This window comes from Thermomonospora umbrina, from assembly GCF_003386555.1.
Classification (GTDB): Bacteria; Actinomycetota; Actinomycetes; order Streptosporangiales; family Streptosporangiaceae; genus Thermomonospora; species Thermomonospora umbrina.
Genome location: NZ_QTTT01000001.1, coordinates 6,057,948 through 6,077,706, shown reverse-complemented (window position 1 = coordinate 6,077,706; position 19,759 = coordinate 6,057,948). Strand labels below are relative to the sequence as shown.

5 protein-coding genes and 1 pseudogene are annotated in these 19,759 nt (G+C 72.4%); 3 read left to right on the top strand and 3 right to left on the bottom strand.

The window, feature by feature from the left end:
- Positions 1-88: 88 nt before the first annotated feature.
- A complete protein-coding gene (locus DFJ69_RS27230) occupies positions 89-1,405 on the top strand; it encodes a lysine N(6)-hydroxylase/L-ornithine N(5)-oxygenase family protein (protein WP_116025220.1) in 1,317 nt (438 codons plus the stop codon).
- 26 nt (positions 1,406-1,431) lie between these two features.
- Here the strand turns inward: DFJ69_RS27230 and DFJ69_RS27225 are convergent, their stop codons facing one another.
- From DFJ69_RS27225 to DFJ69_RS27215, 3 genes are read right to left on the bottom strand one after another with little or no spacing between them, the layout of a single operon-like run.
- Positions 1,432-2,292, bottom strand: coding sequence for an ABC transporter ATP-binding protein (locus tag DFJ69_RS27225; RefSeq protein ID WP_425453385.1), 861 nt, complete (start codon positions 2,290-2,292; stop codon positions 1,432-1,434).
- A gap of 4 nt (positions 2,293-2,296) precedes the next feature.
- Positions 2,297-3,358, bottom strand: coding sequence for a FecCD family ABC transporter permease (locus DFJ69_RS27220; RefSeq protein ID WP_116025218.1), 1,062 nt, complete (start codon positions 3,356-3,358; stop codon positions 2,297-2,299).
- Between the two features lie 52 nt (positions 3,359-3,410).
- On the bottom strand, positions 3,411-4,445 hold the full coding sequence (locus DFJ69_RS27215) for a FecCD family ABC transporter permease (protein WP_245974597.1): 1,035 nt from the start codon (positions 4,443-4,445) through the stop codon (positions 3,411-3,413).
- A gap of 167 nt (positions 4,446-4,612) precedes the next feature.
- Here DFJ69_RS27215 and DFJ69_RS27210 point away from each other — a divergent pair, with 167 nt between their 5' ends.
- Complete coding sequence (locus DFJ69_RS27210; protein ID WP_116025216.1) at positions 4,613-5,650, top strand: iron-siderophore ABC transporter substrate-binding protein; 1,038 nt, start codon at positions 4,613-4,615, stop codon at positions 5,648-5,650.
- 87 nt (positions 5,651-5,737) lie between these two features.
- Positions 5,738-19,756 (top strand): annotated as a pseudogene (locus DFJ69_RS27205) (amino acid adenylation domain-containing protein); the annotation flags it as partial.
- Positions 19,757-19,759 lie beyond the last annotated feature (3 nt).

Below are 19,759 nucleotides of genomic sequence, written 5' to 3'. Positions count from 1 at the left end.
TTGTGCGGGGGATCAGGGAAGGTTAGGCTCGCCTGCATTAGGTGAGCCTAACCTAATAGACCAGGCCCATCATGGAAAGGCCCCCTCCATGCCCCCCACGGACGCGACGCACGTCCACGATCTCGTCGGCATCGGCTTCGGACCGTCCAACCTGGCGCTGGCGATCGCGCTTCGGGAAGGCGCGCAACGCACCGGGCAGGCGGTCGACGCGGTGTTCCTCGAGAAGCAACCCGCGTTCGGATGGCACCGCGGCATGCTCATCGAGGGCACGACCATGCAGGTGTCCTTTCTCAAGGACCTGGTCACCATGCGGAACCCGGCGAGCGCTTTCTCCTTCGTCAGTTACCTGAAGGACCGCGACCGGCTGGCCGACTTCATCAACCACAAGACCATGTTCCCCTCGCGTGCCGAGTTCCACGACTATCTGGAGTGGGCCTCGTCGAGGTTCGAGGACCAGGTGGAGTACGGCTCCGAGGTGGTCGGCGTGACTCCCGTCACGGTGGACGGCGACGTCGAGTACCTCGACGTCGTGGTGCGCCAAGGCGGCCATTCCGATGAGCTCGTCACCCGCCGCGCCCGCAATCTCGTCATCGCGGCCGGGCTGGAGCCCGTCCTGCCCGAAGGGCCGGTGGACGGCGAACGCGTCTGGCACAGCGAGGAACTGCTCGAGCGCGCGTCGGGGCTGCGCGACCCGCGCCGGCTGATCGTGGTGGGCGCCGGGCAGAGCGCCGCCGAGGTGACCGACTACCTGCACCGCACCTTCACCGACGCCGAGGTCTGCACGGTGTTCGCCAAGTACGGCTACACGCCCGCCGACGACAGCCCGTTCGCCAACCGGATCTTCGACCCCGGCGCGGTCGACCACTTCCACACCGCCCCCGAGGAGGTGAAGCGGATGCTGATGGGTTATCACCGCTCCACCAACTACTCAGTGGTCGACCTGGAACTCATCGACGAGTTGTACCGGCGGCACTACCAGGAGAAGGTGGCGGGCCGGGAGCGGCTGCGCACCCTCAACGCCTCCCGCATCGTCGAGGTCGGCGGCGACGCGACCGGCGTGCGCGCCACGGTGGAGTTCCTGCCGACCGGCGAACGCACCGTGCTGGACGCCGACGCGCTGGTCTACGCCACCGGATACCGGCCGAGCGACCCGCTCACCCTGCTGGGCGAGGTCGGCGAGTACTGCATGCGGCAGCCCGAGGGCGGCCTGAATGTGGAACGTGACTACCGCATCACCACCGCCGACTCGATGCGCTGCGGCCTCTACCTCCAGGGCGCGACCGAGCACACGCACGGCATCGGCTCGACGCTGCTGTCCAACACCGCCATCCGCGCCGGGGAGATCGCCGAATCGGTCGGCGCGCGTCTGCGGTCCCACGATCGGGACTCCTACGCCGTGCGCTGATCCCGCACGCGGGCCGTCCGGACGGACTATCGACCGTCCGGACGGCCGTTCGTGTGATGGCGCCCCATCGGGATGATCAGGGGCGTGCCGCTCACCGGGTCGGTCATGACCTGGCAGCGCAGTCCGAAGACCTCCTCGACCAGGCCGGCGTCGATCACTTCGATCGGTGGGCCCTCGGCGAGGATCGCGCCGGACTTCATGACCACGACGTGGTCGGCGTACCGGCACGCCTGGTTGAGGTCGTGCAGCACCATCACCACGGTGCGGCTCTCGCGCCGGTTCAGGTCGACGACCAGGTCGAGCACGTCGATCTGGTGGGCGAGGTCCAGGTAGGTGGTGGGTTCGTCCAAGAGCAGGATGGGAGTGCCCTGGGCGACGGCCATGGCGATCCAGGCGCGTTGACGCTGGCCGCCGGAGAGTTCGTCGACGGGGCGTTCGGCGTGTTCGAGCATGTCGGTGGCGCGCAGTGCCGCGGTGACCGCCTCCTCGTCCGTCGAGGACCACTGCCGCCACCAGGTCTGGTGGGGGGCGCGGCCCTGGCCGACCAGGTCCACGACCGTGAGCCCCTCCGGCGCCACCGGAGCCTGCGGCAGGATGCCCAGCCGGCGGGCGACCTGTTTGGTCGGCATCGCGTGGATGGCGCGGCCGTCCAGGTGCACGGCGCCCTCGCGGGGCGTCAGCAGGCGGGCCAGCGCGCGCAGCAGGGTGGACTTGCCGCACGCGTTGGCCCCGATGATGACGCTGATCCGCCCCGGTGGAACGACCAGGTCGAGGTCTTCGACCACCACGCGGTCGTCGTAGGCGAGCCGCAGCCCGCTCGCCGTCAGGTCCGGCTCGGCGCGCGCGTCGACCGTGGCGGAGGTGCGGGTGGACGAGGTGGATGTCACGGGTTCAGCCTCCAGAGCCGATGCGGTTGGCGCGGGCGAGCAGCCAGAGCAGGAAGGGCGCGCCGAGCACGCCGGTGACGACGCCGACCGGCAGCTCCAGGTCGGCGAAGAGCCGCTGCGCGATCAGGTCACAGCCGAGGACGGTCAGCGCGCCGGTGAGCGCGGAGGCGATCAGCGGCGGCCGGGCCGTCCCGGCCAGCCGCAGCGCGATCTGCGGCGCGGCCAGCGCCACGAACGCGACCGGTCCGGCCGCGGCGGTGGCGAACGCGACCAGGCCGACGGCCGCGCACAGCAGCGCCAGTCTGGCCCGCTGCACGGGCACGCCCAGCCCGGCCGCGACCTGGTCGCCGAGTTGCAGGGCGCGCAGCCAGGGGCCGAACAGCAGCGCGAGCGGGATCAGGACGGCCAGCGCGACGGCGAGCGGGCGGACGTGCTCCCACCCCCGTCCGTTCAGGTTCCCGACGAGCCAGCCCACGGCCTGCTGCGCCTGGTACTCCTTCGCCTTGACGATGAGGTACTGGATGATGCTGACGCAGACCCAGTTCACGCCGATGCCGATGAGCACGATGCGGAATCCCGTGGTGCCGCGGTTCCAGGCGAGGGCGTAGATGAGGACCGCGGTCAGCAGCGCCCCGGCCAGGCCCAACGTCTGAGCGCCGAGACCCACGCCGAAGACGAGCCCGCCGACCACGGCGGTGCCGGCGCCCGAGGTGATGCCGAGCATGTCCGGGCTGGCCAGCGCGTTGCGCGTCAGGGTCTGCATGATCGCGCCGGACATGGCGAAGGCGGCGCCCGCCAGCAGGCCGATCAGCGCCCGCGGCAACCGCAGCTCCACGACGATGAGGCGTGTGCCGGCGTCACCCGCTCCCACCAGGGCTTGGACGACGTCGGGAAGGCCGAGCGGGTAGTCGCCGGTGGCCAGCCCCAGGCACAGCACGAGGACGGTCAGGGCGGCCAGCACCAGGCACGTCACCAGCAGCCGGGGCCGCACCACCGCCGACACCGACGGCCGCCGCAGCCGTACCGCCGTGTGCCCGGGCAGCCGGGTGACTTCGATGACGCTCATGGGCACGCTCCACAGGTGTTCATCGGCGGGATCACGGTCTCGGCTCGGCGGTTCACAACTCGGCGAGACGCCGACGGCGGACCAACATGATGAAGAACGGCGCGCCGATCAACGCCGACACGATGCCGACATCGAGCTCCTCGGGACGGACCACCACGCGTCCGGCGACGTCGGCGGCGAGCAGCAGGCAGGGGGCCAGCAGCGCGGACAGGGGCAGCAGCCACCGCTGGTCCGGGCCGCTCACCGCGCGCACCGCATGCGGGATCACCAGACCGACGAACACGATCGGGCCCGCGAGAGCGACGGCGGTGCCGGTGAGGAGCGTCACCGCCACGGCGCCCTGCAGGCGGATCCCCAGCAGCCGACGCCCCAGCGAGGCGGCCACGTCGTCGCCGAGGGCGAGGTTGTTCAGCGCGGGCGCCAGGCTCAGCGCCAGCACCGCGCCGACCGCCAGGAACGGCAGCACCTGCACGATGAGCGCGGTGTTCTGGCCGGTCAGCGACCCCGACGACCAGAAGCGGTACCGGTTGAGCACCTGAGGGTCGATCAGCGAGACCCCGCGCGTCACCGACTCCAGCAGGAACGTGACGGCGATCCCCGCCAGCGCCAGCTTCACCGGCGTCTGCCCGCTCCGGCCCACCCCGCCGAGCACGTACACCACGACACTGGCGACGGCCGCCCCGGCGAAGGCGAACCACACGTAGCCGTACAGCGACGAGATGCCCGCCAGGCCGACGGCCAGCATCAGCCCGAACCCCGCGCCCGCGCTGACGCCCAGCAGCCCCGGGTCGGCCAGCGGGTTACGGGTCAGGGCCTGCATGATCGCGCCGCCCAGCCCCAGCGCCGCCCCGGCGAGCAGGCCGAGCAGGGTGCGCGGCAGGCGCACGTCCCAGACGATCCTGCCGACCTCGGTGTCGTGCGGTCCGGTCAGGGCCCGCACCACCTGGTCGAGGGGGATCTGCCGACTGCCCACCGCGATCGACAGCAGGCACAGCAGGACGAGAAGACCGAGCGCCCCCACCAGAAACGTGAGCCGCCGTCCGGGCGTGGCGGCCGAGGGGCCGGACGGCCCCTTGTCTTCCCTCACGTGGATCCCACCTGTCGGAGGCGACGAACTTAGGCGAGCCATACCTTATCGGGTTGTGCAAGGCTTGTGCTTAGGTAAGGCTTACCTTAACATTTCGCCTCGCCGGCCACCACGGAGTCCCGTCGTGCCCGGCGACCCCCACACACCCGAATTCCGAAGGGGAGTCGATGTCCCCCACATCGCTTTCGACCGCGCGTCCGCCGGCCGCCCGGAGAGTCGCCCTCGCCCTGGCGGCCGTACTGCTGCTCGCGCTGGGCCTGTCCGCCTGCGGCGGTGAGAAGGACGGCTCGGGCGGCGACGGGCGGGCGGCACCCGGCGCGGCCGGCCTCCCCATCCGCATCGAGCACAAGTACGGGACGACCGAGATCAAGTCCCCGCCCAAGCGGGTGGTGACCGTCGGGTGGACCGACCAGGACGCGGTACTGGCCCTGGGCATCAAGCCCGTGGGCGTCGTCGAGTTCTCCGGGCTCGGCATGGACATCGACAAGTTCCCCTGGAGCTCGGCGCAGTGGGGCGGCACCAAGCCCACGGTCGTCGGGGCGCGCGAGGACTTCAAGATGGAGAAGATCGCGCAACTGAAGCCCGACCTCATCATCGGCCTGTACACCGGCATGAAGAAGGAGCAGTACGACACGCTCTCCAAGCTCGCCCCCACCGTCGCCCAGTCCGCCAAGTACGCCGACTACGCGATGCCGTGGAAGGACATGACATTGGTCACCGGGCGGGCGCTCGGCAAGGAGTCGCAGGCCCGGCAGCTCATCGCCGCCGTCGACAAGCGTTTCGCCGACGTTCGCCAGAAGAACCCGCAGTTGGTCGGTAAGACCTTCGCCGTCGCCGACCCGTTCAAGCCCGGCCAGTACGCGGTGTTCGGAGCGGGCGACGCCAAGGTCGAGTTCATGAAGAGCCTCGGCCTGACCCTCCCGGAAGCGATCGCCAAGGCGGCCGGGACGGCGGGGGCCGCCGTGATCGGCTCCGAGCGGCTGAACCTGGTCGAGGTGGACCGGCTGGTCTTCCTCACCTCCGTGCCGAACGCCCAGAAGGTCGTCGAGGGCGACAAGGTCTACACCGGGCTGAAGGTGGCCAAGGAGAAGCGCGTCGTCTTCGTCCCCTACAACCCCACGGGCGCGGCGGTCTCGTTCAACACCGTGCTGAGCATCCCGTACGCCATCGACCAGATGGTGCCCCTTCTCACCAGTTCGGGCTGACACCCGCGGGTCGGACCGGGTCGGCCTTCGAGGTCGGCCCGGCCACCAGGGTGAACAGGCGTTTTCGGCCGTGTCGGAGGAGCGGTAGTGACCCAGGAATTGCACGCTGAGCAGGGTGTGGAACTGTCTCCGGCAGAACTCCACCGGATTCTCGTCGAGTGGAACGACACCGAGTGCCGGGTGCCGCCGACGACGCTGCCGGAGATGTTCGCGGCACGGGTCCGCGAGAACCCGGACGCGGTGGCGCTGGTCTTCGAGGACACCGAGCTGACGTACGCCGAGGTCGACGCGCGGGCCAACCGGCTGGCGCACGCCCTGGTCGAGCGGGGCGTCGGTCCGGAGCGGATCGTGGCGCTGGCGCTGCCCCGTTCACCGGACATGATCATCGCCGAGCTGGCCGTGCTCAAGGCGGGCGGTGCCCACCTCCCGCTCGACCCGGAGTACCCCACCGAACGCCTGGCCTTCATGCTGGACGACGCGCGCCCGGTGTGCCTGGTCACCACCGGCGCCTTGGCACGGTCCGTTCCCGACGCGGCCGGAACGACGCGCCTGCTGCTCGACGACCCCTCCACCGCCCGCGAGATCGACGCCCGTCCCGACACCGACCCCGGCGTCGCGCTGAACCACCGGAACGCCGCGTACGTCATCTACACCTCGGGGTCGACCGGCCGGCCCAAGGGCGTCGTGGTCACGCACTCCGGGGTGGCCAAGCTGATCGCCACCCAGTCCGAACGGCTCGGGGTCGGCCCGCACAGCAGGGTCCTCCAGTTCGCCTCGCCCAGCTTCGACGTCGCCTTCTGGGACCTGTGCCTGGGGCTGCTGTCGGGCGGACGCCTGGTGATCGTTCCGTCCGAACGTCGGGTGCCCGGCCCGGAGCTGACCGACTACGCCCACGCGCACGGCGTCAACTTCATGATCCTGCCGCCGGCGCTGCTCGCCACGCTGCCGCCGGAGTGCACGCTGCCGTCGGACTCCACGCTGCTGGCCGGGACGGAGCGAGTGTCGGCGGACCTGGTCGCCCGCTGGTCGCCGGGGCGGCGCATGTTCAACGCGTACGGCCCGACCGAGGCCACGGTCAACTCGACGCTGGGCGAGTGCCCGGACGACCCGGAGCCGGGAGCGACGATCCCGATCGGACGTCCGGACCCGGGCACCCGCGCCTATGTGCTCGACGACGCGCTGCGTCCGGTGCCCGTGGGCGTGACGGGCGAGTTGTACCTCGGCGGATCCGGGCTGGCGCGCGGCTATCTCAACCGGCCCGGGCTGACCGCCACCCGGTTCGTCGCCGACCCGTTCGGCGCGCCGGGCGAGCGGCTCTACCGCACCGGTGACCTGGTGCGCCTGCGTCCCGACGGTCAACTGGAGTTCGTCGGTCGAGCCGACGACCAGGTGAAGATCCGAGGCTTCCGCGTGGAGCCCGGCGAGATCGAGGCGGTGCTCGACGGGCACCCGTCGGTCGCCCAGACGGCGGTCACCGTCCGCGAGGACCGCCCCGGAGACAAGCGCCTCGTCGCCTACGTCGTGCCCGCCACCGGGCCCGCCGCGAGCCGCGACGAGCGCCGGGAGTCGCAGCAGCTCGACGAGTGGAAGCGGCTGCACGAACTGCTCTACTCCGCCGTCGCCTCCGGCGACGACGGTGGCCTGGCCGACGGCTTCACCGGCTGGAACAGCACCTACGACGGCCGTCCCATCCCGTTGGAGCAGATGCAGGAGTGGCGAGGGGCGACCGTCGAACGGATCCGTTCGCTGCGTCCCCGCCGGGTGCTGGAGATCGGCGTCGGCAGCGGCCTGATCCTGTCGCAGGTCGCGCCGCACTGCGAGGCGTACTGGGGCACCGACCTGTCCGAGGAGGCGATCACCACCCTGCGGCAGCGGGTCGACGCGGTCGCCGACCTCGCCGAACGCGTGGAGCTGCGCGCCCAGCCCGCCCATGACTTCGACGGCCTGCCCCGCGCGTACTTCGACACCGTGGTCATCAACTCGGTGGCGCAGTACTTCCCCAGCGGCGACTATCTGGTCCAGGTGCTGCGGACGGCGGTGGACCTGCTCGCCCCCGGCGGCAGCGTGTTCATCGGAGACGTCCGCAACCTGCGCCTGCTGCGGTGCCTGAGGGCGGCCGTGGAGATGACCCGCCACGACGGTGAGATCACCGAGAACGCCTTGCCGGACCTGCGCTCGGCCGTCGACCAGGCGGTGCGCTGGGAGGGCGAGCTGCTGCTCGACCCCGACTTCTTCCCCGCCCTGGCGCGCACCGTCGACGGCGTGCAGGCGGTCGATCTGCGCATCAAGCGCGCCCGGCACCACAACGAGCTGAGCCGCCACCGCTACGACGTCGTCCTGCGCACCCGGTCGGACGACGCGCGGCGGCCGTCGGAGACCCTGGACCTGCGCTGGAGCACCGACGTCGCCGACCTCCCGGCCCTCTCGGACCGACTGGCCGAGAAGCCGCCGCTCCTGCGCGTCACCGGCGTTCCCAATGCCCGCCTGTCCCCCGACCTGGAGGCGCTGCGGGCCCTGTGGCCGGACGGGCCCGCCGCCGACGGGATCGACCCCGAGACGTTCTGGAGCCTCGGCGAAGAGTTCGGCTACGCGGTGACCGCGACGTGGTCGAGCGGCAGGACGGACGGCGCCATCGACGTGGTCTTCGCCGCCCCGAACGTGGACACCGGCGAGATCTACCACCCCGACGACGAAGGCCCGGTCGAGCCGTCCGCTTACGCCAACACGCCGTCGGGCTTCCGTGATGTGGGCGCGCTGCTGCATTCTCTGCGCTCCCACCTGCGCAGCCGGCTGCCGGCCCACATGGTGCCCGCCGCGTTCGTACCGCTGGTCGAGCTCCCCGTGCTGCCCAGCGGCAAGCTCGATCGCAAGGCCCTGCCCGCCCCCGACTACGCCGCCCTGGCCTCCTCCCGCCGCAAGTCCTCCTCGGCCACGCGCGCGACCGGCGACGTCCCGCAGCTCAAGGACGAGGAGATCCGGGCGCGCGCGGAACTCCTGCGCGGCGTGTACGCCGAGGTCCTCGGAGTGCCCGACGTCGGCGTCGACGACGACTTCATCGAGCTGGGCGGGGACAGCATCCTGGCGATCCAGGTGCTCATCCGGGCCCGCGCCGCCGGCCTGTCCCTCTCCGCCGGAGACGTCTTCCGGAACCGCACCGTCGCCGCGCTCGCGGCGGCGTCCGCCGTGGCCCGGGTCTCCGGCTCCTCGCGGGACGACGCCGAGCCGCTGGTGACGCTGGGCGAGGAGGACACCGACCGGCTCAACCGCCTGGCGGGCGAGGTCGACGAGGTGCTTCCCCTCACCCCGTTGCAGGAGGGCTTCTTCTTCCACACGCTCGTCGACGAGCCGTCCGGCAACGTCTACATCGTGCAGCACGTCATCGAGTTCCGCGGCCCCCTGGACGCGGCGGCGCTGCGTCGGGCGGCACAGACGGTGCTCGACCGTCATGCTCCGCTGCGTGCCGGGTTCGCCCGGCTGGGTGACGGGCGGGTCGTGCAGTTCGTCCCGAGGCGGTCGGCCACCGTGCCGTGGCGCGAGATCGACCTCAGCGGCTTCGGCGAAGCCGAACGCGCGGAACGGGCCGCGTCCGTGGCGGCCGAGGAGAACGCCCGGGGCTTCGACCTCGAACGGCCCCCGCTGATGCGCTGCACGCTCGTCCGGCACGACGGGGAGCGCCACTCGCTGGTGCTCATGTTCCATCACATCGTGGCCGACGGCTGGTCGGTGCAGGTCATGCTTCGTGAGCTGCTGGAGTCCTACGAGCACCCCGGCGCTCCGCGGAACGACGAATCCCGCCCGCCGACCGCGGTCACCCCGTATCGGGACTACCTCGCCTGGCTCGCGGACCGCGACCGTGACGCGGCGCTGGCCGCTTGGCGAACGGCCCTCGATGACCTGGACGGGCCGACCCGGCTCGTCGAGGCCCTGCCGGCTCCGCTCGGCGCGGACGCGGAGCCGGAACAGGGCCGTCGGCGCGCCGACATCCGCTTCGAGCTCTCCGAGGCGGCCACCGCCGAGCTCACCGCCTGCGCCCGGCGGCACGGCCTCACGCTCGGCACCCTCGTGCAGGGCGCGTGGGGATTCCTCCTCGGGGGCATGACCGGTCGCGGCGACGTGGTGTTCGGCACGGCCGTCTCCGGTCGGGTGGCCGACATCGACGGCATCGAGTCGATGGTCGGCATGTTCGTCAACACGCTTCCGGTGCGGATGTGGTGGCGGCCGTGGGAGACGCTCGCCGACGCGCTCACCCGCTTGCAGGACGGGCAGTCGGCGCTGCTCGACCACCAGTACCTCGGGCTCGCGCGGATCCAACGGCTCGCCGGGGTGGGCGACCTGTTCGACACCCTCATCGTCCTGGAGAACTATCCCGAGGAGCGCGATCTGCGCGATCCCTCGGGCACCGTCGAGATCACCGACATCGACTTCACGAACGTCGAGCAGTACCCGCTCGCCCTGATCGTGCTGCCCGGCCGGACGCTGTCGCTGCGGATCGACCACGACCTCGGCAGGCTCGACGCCGCCACCGCCGAACGCATCGCCGGACGCCTGCTGTCGGTACTCGAGACGATGGCGGCCGACCCCGCGCGTCCCGTCGCGCGGCTGGAGCCGCCGGCGGACGGCGAGCGCGCCCACGCCGCGCTCGCCGGGGAGGCACCGCGCGCAGCCGCTCCCACGCTCCACTCGATGATCACGGCGCAGGCCGCCGAGACCCCGGAGGCGACGGCCGTCATCGGCGACGGCGGGCCGGACACGACCCTCACCTACGCCGAACTGGATCGCCGCGCCGACGCCCTCGCGAGGAGCCTGCGTACCCGGGGAACCCGCCCGGGGGACATCGTGGCGGTCGCGGTGCCCCGCTCACCGGACCTGATCGTCGCCCTGCTCGGAACGCTGAAGGCGGGCGCCGCCTACCTTCCCCTCGACGTGGACCTGCCGGTCGAGCGGCTGGCGTACATGCTCGCCGACTCCGGCGCCCGCACCGTCCTCACCACACGCGGGGCCGCCGTGCGGCTGCCCGACACCGACGTCGTGTCGCGCGTTCTCCTTGACGATCTGGACGCCGCCGACGACGGCCCCATCGAGACCTCGACCGGGCCGGAGCACCCGGCGTACCTGCTCTACACCTCGGGGTCGACGGGTCTCCCCAAGGGCGTGCTCGTTCCGCACCGCGCCATCGTCAGCCAGCTCACCTGGCTGCGGGAGCGGTTCCCGCTCGGCGTGGACGACCGTGTGCTGCAGCACCTTTCGGCGAGCTTCGACGCGTCCTTGTTGGAGTTGTTCTGGCCGTTGTGCGCCGGGGCCGGGATCGTCCTGACCCGTCCCGGCGGCCAGCGCGACCCCGCCCACCTCGCGAGCCGCATCCGCGAGCACGGGGTCACGACGATGGCGATGGTGCCGTCGATGCTGGCGGCGTTCCTGCAGTCGGCAAGGGACGCCGGCGATCTGGAGATCCTTCGCGGCCTGCGGCGGGTCTTCAGCGGCGGTGAGGCGCTCACCGGCGAGTTCGCCGCGCAGTGGCGTGAGCTCACCGAAGTCCCGATGTACAACGTGTACGGGCCCACCGAGACGACGGTCCAGGTCGCCTACTGGGAGTACGACGGAGCGTCGGAGGGCGAGGCCGTCCCGATCGGGCGGCCGGTGGCGGGCACCCGCCTGTACGTCCTCGACGCCGCCCTGCGCCCGGTGCCGACGGGCGCGGCGGGCGAACTCTACGTCGGCGGCGTCCAGCTCGCCCACGGCTACCACGGGCGGGCCCGCCTGTCCGCCGAGCGCTTCGTGGCCGACCCGTTCGGCGCGCCCGGGGAGCGCATGTACCGCACCGGCGACCTGGTGCGCCGCCACGAGGACCACCTCACCTACCTGGGCCGGGCCGACCGGCAGGTCAAGGTGCGCGGCAACCGGATCGAGCTCGGCGAGGTCGAGGCGCGCATCGCCGCGCAGCCGGGCGTGCGGCGCGCGGCGGTGGTCGACCGGCACGACGGACCGGGCGGCGCCCGGCTGGTCGCCTACGCGGTGCCCGAGCCGGGCATCCACCTGGACGGCGACGAGCTGCGCGAGTCCCTGGCCGACACGCTGCCGGAGGCGATGGTCCCCGCCGACGTCGTCGTGCTCGACGAGCTGCCGCTGACGCCCGGCGGAAAGATCGACCGGGAGGCGCTGCCCGCACCGGAGGCCGACCGCGCGGCGACGCGCGCGCCGCGCACCGACCGCGAGCGGCTGTTCTGCGAGATCTTCGCCGAGGTGCTGGAGACCGACGAGGTCGGCATCGACGACGACTTCTTCGCGCTGGGCGGCGACAGCATCCTGTCCATCGTCGTCTCGGGACGGGCGCACCGGGCGGGGCTGGCCGTCGGGCCGCAGGCCGTGTTCGAGTACCGCACCCCGGCCGCCCTGGCGGCCGGCGCGGAGGAGGTCACCGGCGCGGACCGGTCCGACGACGCGACTCCCCTGGTCTCGCTCACGGCCGACGAGCTGGACCGGATCTCGCGGGCGGGCCGGGGGCCGGTCGAAGAGGTCTGGCCGCTGTCGCCCTTGCAGGAAGGGCTGTTCTTCCACTCCAGCTACGACACCGGCGCGCTGGACGTCTACACCGCGCAGGTCGCGTTCGACTTCAGCCACCACGTCGACGCCGACCGGCTCCGCGACGCGTGCGCGGCGGTGCTGGCGCGCCACACCGCCCTGCGCGCCGGGTTCACCAACGACGGGCTCCGGCAGCCGGTCCAGTTCATCAGCGCCGAGCCCCAGCCCCCCTTGGAAGAGATCGACCTCACGGGGCTCTCCTCCGAGCGGCAGCAGGAGGAGGTGGACCGCATCCTCGAAGCCGACCGCCGGCGGCGGTTCGACCTGGCGCGGCCGCCGCTGTTCCGTCTGCTGCTGATCCGGCTCGGCGACGACGCCGACCGGCTCGTGATCACCCATCACCTGATCCTGTGGGACGGGTGGTCGGCATGGCTGTTCTTCGAACAGCTCATCGCCCTCTACGAGCGGCACGGCGACGGCTCCGATCTGCCGGCACCCGGCTCGTACCGCGACTACCTGGCCTGGCTGGACACCCAGGACACCGGCCGCGCCAAGGCCGTGTGGCGGGACGCGCTGGCGGGTCTGGCGGAGCCGACCCTGGTCGGCCCCGTGGACCGGGCGCTGGAGCCCGTGATCCCCGACCGCTGCCGCGCCGAGCTGTCGGTGCCGCTCACCGAACGGCTGTACGAGGCGGTGCGCCGCCACGGCCTGACGCTCAACACGGTGTTCAGCGCCGCGTGGGCGCTGGCGCTGTCCAACACGGCCGGCGGCGACGACGTCGTCTTCGGCACGGCGGTCGCGGGACGGCCCGGTGACGTGGAGCGTGTGGAGGGCATCATCGGGATGTTCCTCAACACCGTCCCCGTCCGCGTCGCGTTGCAGCCGCGCGAATCCGTCCCGGAGCTGCTGCGGCGCGTTCAGGGCGAGCGGGTCGCGCTCATGCCGTACGACTACCTGGGGCTCGGCGACATCCAGCAGGCGGCCGGGCACGCCCGGCTCTTCGACACCCTCTACGTGCTGCAGAACCTCGGCGACGAGGACGACATGGCCGAGCTTCAGCAGCGGCACGGCATCGTCGAGGCGGAGGGCCTGGACGCCACCCACTACCCGATCACCTTCGTCGTCACGCCCGGAACGCCGGTGCGGATGAAGCTGGACCACCGCCCCGACGTCATCGACCACGAGTTCGCCGAGTCGCTGCTCCGGCGCTTCACGACCCTCATCGAACGACTCGTCGACGGTCTGGAGGACACGGCGGCGCCGTGCGTGGGCGCCCTCGACCCGTTGGAGGCGCCGGAGTGGCGGGCCCTGACGGCCGACTGGGACGCCACCCGACGCCCCGTTCCCGACGAGACCGTCTCGGAGATGCTCGCGGCGCAGGCCGCGCGCACCCCCGACGATGTCGCGGTCGTCGCCAAGGACGAGACCCTCACCTACGCGGAGCTCGACGCCCGCGTCAACCGGCTCGCCCGGCTGCTGCTGGCGCACGGCGCCGCGCCCGAACGGGTGGTGGCGCTGGCGCTTCCTCGCTCGGCCGACATGGTCGCGGCGTTGTTCGCGGTGCTGCGCACCGGCGCGGCCTACCTGCCGCTGGAGCTGGACCATCCGGCCGAGCGGCTGGCGCACATGCTCGCCGACACCGGGCCGGCCTGCGTCCTGACGACGACCGCGGTCGCCGCGTCCGTGCTGCCGGACGGGCCGCACCGGGTCGCGCTCGACGACCCGGAGGTCGCCGCCGTGCTCGCGTCGCTGCCCGGCGAGGAGATCACCGACGCGGAACGGCCCGGCTTCGAACGCACCCGCGCCGACCGCCTGGAGCACCCGGCGTACATCATCTACACCTCCGGTTCCACCGGTCGTCCGAAGGGCGTGGTCACCCCCTACCGGGGGCTGACCAACATGCAGCTCAACCACCGAGAGGCGATCTTCGACCCGGCGATCGCGTCGGCGGGCGGGCGGCGGCTGCGGATCGCGCACACGGTCTCCTTCGCCTTCGACATGTCGTGGGAGGAGCTCCTGTGGCTGGTCGAGGGTCACGAGGTGCACGTCTGTGACGAGGAACTGCGCCGCGACGCCGAGGCGCTGGTGGCGTACTGCGACCGCGAACGCATCGACGTCGTCAACGTCACGCCGACGTACGCCCACCACCTCATCGACGAGGGCCTGCTGGACGGGCACCGGCCGCCGCTGGTGCTGCTCGGCGGCGAGGCGGTCCCCGAGACGGTGTGGTCCACTCTGCGGGACACCCCCGGAACGTTCGGCTACAACCTGTACGGACCCACCGAGTACACGATCAACACGCTCGGCGGCGGCACCCTCGACAGCGATACACCGACCGTGGGCCGTCCCATCTGGAACACCCGCGCCTACGTGCTGGACACGGCGCTGCGCCCGGTGCCGCACGGGGCTCCCGGCGAGCTGTACATCGCGGGCATCGGTCTGGCCCGCGGCTACCACCGCCGCGCCGGGCTGACCGCGGAACGGTTCGTGGCGGACCCGTTCGGCGCGCCCGGCGACCGGATGTACCGCACCGGCGACCTCGTGCGTCGCCGCCCGGACGGCAACCTGGACTTCCTCGGCCGTACCGACGACCAGGTCAAGATCCGCGGCTACCGGGTGGAGCCGGCCGAGATCGGCACCGCCCTGGAGGAGCATCCGGGGGTCGCGCACGCCGCCGTGGTCGCCGACGCGTCCGGTCCGGGCGGGATCAAGCGCCTGGTCGGCTACGTCGCCCCGGAGACCTGGCCGGTGGACGACACCGACGCGCTGACCGCGACGCTGCGCGCGGGCCTCAAGGAGCGGCTGCCGGACTACATGGTCCCGGCGGCGCTGATGTTCGTCGAGCGGCTGCCGCTGACCGTCAACGGCAAGCTCGACGTCAAGGCGCTGCCCGCACCGGCCGTGACCGCCGCGGCGCGAAGCCGCCCGCCGCGCACACCCGCCGAGGAGGCCCTGTGCGGCCTGTTCGCCGAGCTGCTCGGGCTGGAGCGGGTCGGCATCGACGACGACTTCTTCGACCTCGGCGGCCACTCGCTGCTGGCCACCCGGCTGATCGGCCGCGCCCGCGCCGTGCTGGGCTGCGAGCTGGCGATCCGCGACCTGTTCGAGGCGCCGACCGTCGCCGAACTGGCCGAACGCGCCGCCGCCGCGACGGCCGCCGGCGAACGGCCGCGACCGGTGCCGGTGGACGACCGGCCCGCCGAGCCGCCGCCGTCGTTCGCCCAGCAGCGCCTGTGGATGATCGAGCAGCTCGCGCCGTCGGCCGCGTACAACTTCCCAATGGTCATGCGCCTGCGCGGACGGTTCGACGTCGATGCGTTCGGTGCCGCGCTGACCGACGTCATGGCTCGACACGAAGCGCTGCGCACGCTCCTCGCCGAACGCGAGGGCCGACCGTTCCAGCAGGTCCTACCGGCCGAGGAGGCCCGCCCCGAGGTCCGCGTGGTGGAGGCGACCGAGGCGGAGCTCCACGCCGTGCTCGCCGACGCGCTCGGACACCGATTCGACCTCGCGGCCGAGCCGCCCCTGCGCGCGACCATCGTCCGGCCGGCCGAAGACGAGCACGTGGTGGCGCTCCTCCTCCACCACATCACCACGGACGAATGGTCTGACGGGCCCTTCCTGCGCGACCTGTCCATCGCCTACGCCGCCCGCGTCACCGGGCAGGCCCCCGCGTGGGAGCCGCTGCCGGTGCAGTACGTCGACTACACGCTCTGGCAGAGGCGGCTGCTCGGCGACCGCTCCGACCCCGGCAGCCTGGCCGCGCGGCAGCTCGCCTACTGGAAGGAAACCCTCGACGGCGCGCCGGAACGCCTGGAGCTGCCCACCGACCGACCGCATCCGGTGCGTCCCAGCATGTCCGGCGGCGAAGTGGTCGTCGAACTGCACCCCGACGACTGCGCGGGCCTGCGCCAGATCGCCCAGCGCGGCGGCGCCAGCATGTTCATGGTGTGCCACGCGGCGGTCGCCGCACTGCTGCACCGCCTGGGCGCCGGCACCGACCTTCCGCTCGGCGCGCCGATCTCCGGACGCACCGACGAGGACTTGAACGACCTGGTCGGCTTCTTCGTCAACACGCTGGTGCTGCGCACCGACGTGTCCGGTGACCCCACGTTCGCCGAGCTGCTCGCGCGCGTCCGGGAGACGGACCTGGCCGCCTTCTCGCACCAGGACGTGCCGTTCGAGGCCGTCGTGGAGGAGCTGAACCCGGTCCGCTCGCCCGACCGCAACCCGCTGTTCCAGGTGATGGTCGGCTACCGCAACCGGTCCGGCGGCGACTTCGCGCTCGCCGGGCTGGAGGCGAGGCCGGAGCCGGTCGAGGCGCGCACGGCCAAGTTCGACCTGGTGTTCGGCTTCGCCGAGGACGCCGACACCGGCCGGATCGCGTGCGTGCTGGAGTACCGGTCCGACCTCTTCGACCGGTCGACGGTCACGACGCTGGGGCACCGGCTGTCCCGCCTCGTCGGCGCCGTCGTCGCCGCCCCTGAGCTGCGCGTCGGCGACATCGACGTGCTGACCCGGGAGGAGCGCGAGCAGGTCCTCACCGACTTCAACCGCACCGACCGGGTGGTGACCGAGGCGACCATCCCCGAGATGTTCCAGCGGCACGCCGCCGAACGTCCCGACGCCGTCGCCGTCGTGGACGGGCACCGTGTCGTGACCTATGCGGAGCTGGACACCCTCTCAGACCGCATGGCGCTGCTGCTCACCCGCTACGGCGTGGGGCCGGAGAGCGTGGTCGGGGTGGCGGTGCCGCGTTCGGTGGAGATGGTCGCGGTGATGGTGGGCGTCAGCAAGCTCGGCGCCGCGTTCCTGCCGCTGGACCTGGCGCACCCGGCCGACCGCCTCGCCTACATGCTCGACGACGCGAACGTCGCGGCGGTGGTGGTGACCGAGCAGGTCGCGGGCAAGGTACCCGAGGTCGAGGGCGTCCGTCTGGTGGTGCTGGACGATCCCGAGGTCGCCGCCGAACTCGCCGAACTCGCCGAACTCGCCGAACTCGAGGCGGGCCGGGCCTTCCCGTGGGTCACGCTCGACCAGGCCGCGTACGTCATCTACACGTCGGGATCGACCGGGCGGCCGAAGGGCGTCGTCGTTCCGCACGAGGGCATCGGCAGTCTCGTCGCCACCGCCGTCGACCGGATGGGGTTGACACACGGCAGCCGTGTGCTGCAGTTCGCCTCCATCGGCTTCGACGTCACCATCTTCGAGCTGACGATGGCGCTCTGCCACGGCGGTCGCCTCGTCCTCGTTCCCGATGAGGCGCGCGTGCCGGGGCGCGAGCTGACCGACTTCATCAACGAGCAGGGCATCACGCATGCGATCCTGCCGCCGTCGCTGGTCGCCGCCCTGCCCGCCGACTGCACGCTCCCCGAGGGCGCGACCGTGCTGGTCGGCACCGAGACCGTGCCGCCGGACGTGATCGCGCGTTGGGCCGGGCACCTGCGGCTGCTGGCCGCGTACGGTCTGACCGAGGCCACGGTGAACTCCACGCTCTGGCCCGCCGAGCAGGGCTGGACGGGCGCGGTGCCGATCGGCGTGCCCGACCCCAACACGAACGTGTACGTGCTGGACGCACGTCTTCGGCCGGTGCCGCCCGGAGTCGCCGGCGAGCTGTACGTCGCCGGGCGGGGGCTCGCCCGGGGGTACCTGGGGCGTCCGAGCCTGACCGCGGAACGGTTCGTGGCGTGCCCGTTCGGCCCGCCCGGCGCGCGCATGTACCGGACGGGCGACCGCGCCCGGTGGCGCGCCGACGGCAACCTCGACTTCCTCGGCCGAGTCGACGACCAGGTGAAGGTCCGCGGGTTCCGGATCGAGCCGGGCGAGATCGCCGGGGCGATGACCCGGCATCCGGGCGTCCGGCAGGCCGCCGTGGTCACCGATCGAAGCGGGCGGGACACCCGCCTGATCGGCTACGCCGTTCCGGAAACGGACTCCGAGGCGCTCGACCCGGCCGAGTTGCGCGCCCACGTCGCGACGCTGTTGCCCGACTACATGGTCCCGGCCACCGTCGTGGTGCTGGACGGACCGCTGCCGCTCACCCCCAACGGCAAGCTCGACCGGCGTGCGCTGCCCGCTCCCGACTGGTCGGCGGTGACCGGCTCGGCCAAGCCGGTCACCGCGCGGCAGCGTGCGCTCGCCGCGCTCTTCGCCGAGGTCTTGGACGTGCCCGAGGTCGGGGTGCACGACGGCTTCTTCGAACTGGGCGGCCACTCGATGTCGGCGATGCGGCTGCTCGGGCGCATCCGCACGGTGATGGACGCCGGGCCGGCCCTGCGCGACGTGTTCGACGCGCCCACGGTCGCGGCCCTGGCCGAACGCCTCGACGAGAACGAGAACGTCGCCCGGCCCCCGCTGAGCCCCGTGGCGCAACGGCCGGAGAGCGTGCCCCTCTCCCCGCCCCAGGAGTGGCAGTGGACGCGCTACCGACAGGGCACGGGCGAGGCGTTCGACATGGCGTGGGCGCTGCGTGCGCCGGACGGCGGCCTGGACGGCACGGCCGTCGCCGCCGCGCTCGCCGACCTCGCGGAACGCCACGAGCCACTGCGCACCGTCGGCACCGACGAGGGCCCTCGGCACGCCGACATCGCGCTGGAGTTCGTCCAGGTCGCCGACATGGATCAAGGGCTGCGCGCGCTGGCCACCGAGCCGGCCGACCTGTCCGGGCATTCGCCCCTGCGCGCCCACCTGCTGACGAACGCCGAAGGTGAGCAGGCGCTGCTGCTGGCCCTCCACTACCTCGGCGTGGACGAGTGGTCGGTCGTGCCGCTGATCCGCGACTTCACGACCGCCTACGCCGCACGACGCCGAGGCGACGAGCCGCGGTGGCGGCCACTCCCCGTCTCCTACACCGACTACACGCTGTGGGCGCACGAGGTCGTCGGCCAAACCGAGGAACGGCAGATGGCGTACTGGCGGCAGGCCCTCGACGGCATGCCGCGTCGCCTTCCACTGCCCTACGACCGGCGGCCTTCCGCCGGCCATCGTCCGCACGGCGACTACGTGGAGTTCACGCTCGACCCCGACCTCCACGAGGCGATCGACCGGCTGGCCGGGCGCACCGGGACGAGCATGTTCATGGTGCTCCAGGCCGCGCTGGCGACCCTGCTGACCCGGCACGGTGCGGGCACCGACCTGCCGATCGCGTCCCTGGTCGCGGGGCGTACCGAGGAACGGCTCGCCGACCTGGTGGGCTGCTTCTTCAACACCGTCGTCCTGCGCACCGACGTGTCCGGGGATCCCGACCTCACCGAGCTGTTGGCGCGCGTGCGGGAGACCGATCTGGCCGCGTTCGACCGGTCGGACGTGCCGTTCGCCCGCGTGGCCGCGACGCTCGGTCTCGGGATGCCGCAGGTGATGGTCGCCCACCACGAGCAGGCCCGGTTGTCGTCGGTCGAGGACCTCGACGCCGTGTTCGAGCCCGTTCCGACCGGCTCGCTCAACGCCGACCTGACGCTCAGCTTCTACGAGCCGCACGGGGCAGGACCCGTGGACTGCCTGCTGGAGTACGACTCCGGTCTGTTCGAGCGCACCACGGTCGAGGCCCTGGCCGCCGAACTGCTCGACATCCTCGCGGGAATCCGTTAACAG

Excerpts from the sequence above, each read along its gene's own strand:
- DFJ69_RS27230 (WP_116025220.1), top strand. The coding sequence starts at position 89 with ATGCCCCCCACGGACGCGACGCACGTCCACGATCTCGTCGGCATCGGC.
- DFJ69_RS27210 (WP_116025216.1), top strand. The coding sequence starts at position 4,613 with ATGTCCCCCACATCGCTTTCGACCGCGCGTCCGCCGGCCGCCCGGAGA.
- DFJ69_RS27220 (WP_116025218.1), bottom strand. The coding sequence starts at position 3,358 with ATGAGCGTCATCGAAGTCACCCGGCTGCCCGGGCACACGGCGGTACGG.